Here is a 1,415-nt window from a genome sequence, read left to right on the forward strand (position 1 = left end):
GCCGGTAGAGCACGTCTTCGACTTCGGCGGGGTAGACGTTTTCGCCGCCGGAGATCACCATGTCTTTCACCCGGTCGATCACCCAGATGTATCCGTCGTCGTCGGTCCGGCCGATGTCGCCGGTGTGAAACCAGCCCTGCGCGTCGATCACCGCGGCGGTGGCATCCGGGTTGCGCCAGTACCCGGCCATCACCTGCGGCCCGCGTACGCAGATCTCGCCGCGCTCACCCGCCGGCACCGGGTTGTTGTCCGCATCGACCAGTCGCACCTCCGACAGCGGCAGCACCTGATGACCGGCCGCGCCGATCTTCACGCCCACCTCGTCGGTGCGCAGCACCAACGCCAGCGGGGCGGTTTCGGTGAGTCCGTACCCCTGCGCGAACGGGATGCCGCGTTTGCCGTAGGTGCCGATCAGCGTCTCGGGCACCGGCGCCCCACCGCAGATCAGGCAGCGCAGACTGGACAGGTCGGCCGCGGCGAACTCGGGGAGCTGACTGATGAACAAGAACATCGCCGGCACCCCGAACATGGTGGTGACCCGGTCTTCTGCGATGAGCGTGAGCGCTTGGCCGGGGTCGAAGGTGGCCATCAGGACGATGTGGCCGCCCTTCTGCAGTGTCAGCAGCGTGGTGACGTTCAACCCGCCGATGTGAAACATCGGAGCGCACACCAGTGACACGTCGTCCTGGTGGGTGTCGAAAGACAGCAACGCGTTGACGTTGTTCCAGAACAAGTTTGCGTGGGTGAGCATCGCCCCCTTGGGGCGGCCGGTGGTGCCCGAGGTGTACATGATCACCGCGACCTCGTCGGGCTCCGGGTGCACCGGCCCGGCGATCGGCTGCCGGTCAGCGAGCAGGGTGTCGAGCACCTCCCATCCGGGCGCCGGTGTCAGCGCGATCGCGCGGCGCACTCCCGCCTCGGCGCGCACCGGGTCGATCACCGCGGCGCGTTCGGCGTCGGCCAGCAGGGTGTGCACCCCGGCGTCACCGAGGATGTAGCTCAGTTCGGCGGCGGTGAGCCGCCAGTTCAGTGGCACGAACACCGCGCCGATCCGGGCGGCGGCGAACAGGGTGGCCAGAAAATCGGGGTGGTTGAGGCCCACGTAGCCGACGCGGTCCCCGCGCCCGACACCACCGTCGGACAGTTCGGCGGCCAGCCGGTCGATGCGGTCGGCGAACGCACGATAGGTCATGGTGTGCCCGTCGAACGTGATCGCCGGCAGGTGCGGGGTGGCCGCGGCGCGGCGGGCGATCCAGGAGCCGAGGTCCATCGGGGGCCGCACGGTGGTGGTCATCTGTCAAATCCTGCCTCCAGGTGACGCCGAGCGGACTCGGGTTAGGTGATTTCGGTTGGCGGGCTTACTCAGCTGCGCCGTATTCGCCGAACCAGTTGGCGAGTTTGCCGCGCCGGCTGAC

1 protein-coding gene is annotated in these 1,415 nt (G+C 68.4%); it reads right to left on the reverse strand.

Features of this window, described 5'->3' with window-relative positions:
• Window positions 1–1,294, reverse strand: a 1,294-nt coding sequence (locus AC2VON_RS15030; RefSeq protein WP_486953667.1) for an AMP-binding protein, incomplete at its 3' end; no start/stop codon positions are given.
• Window positions 1,295–1,415: the final 121 nt, after the last annotated feature.

The sequence above is a fragment of the Mycobacterium sp. TH-M82 genome (assembly GCF_057473605.1).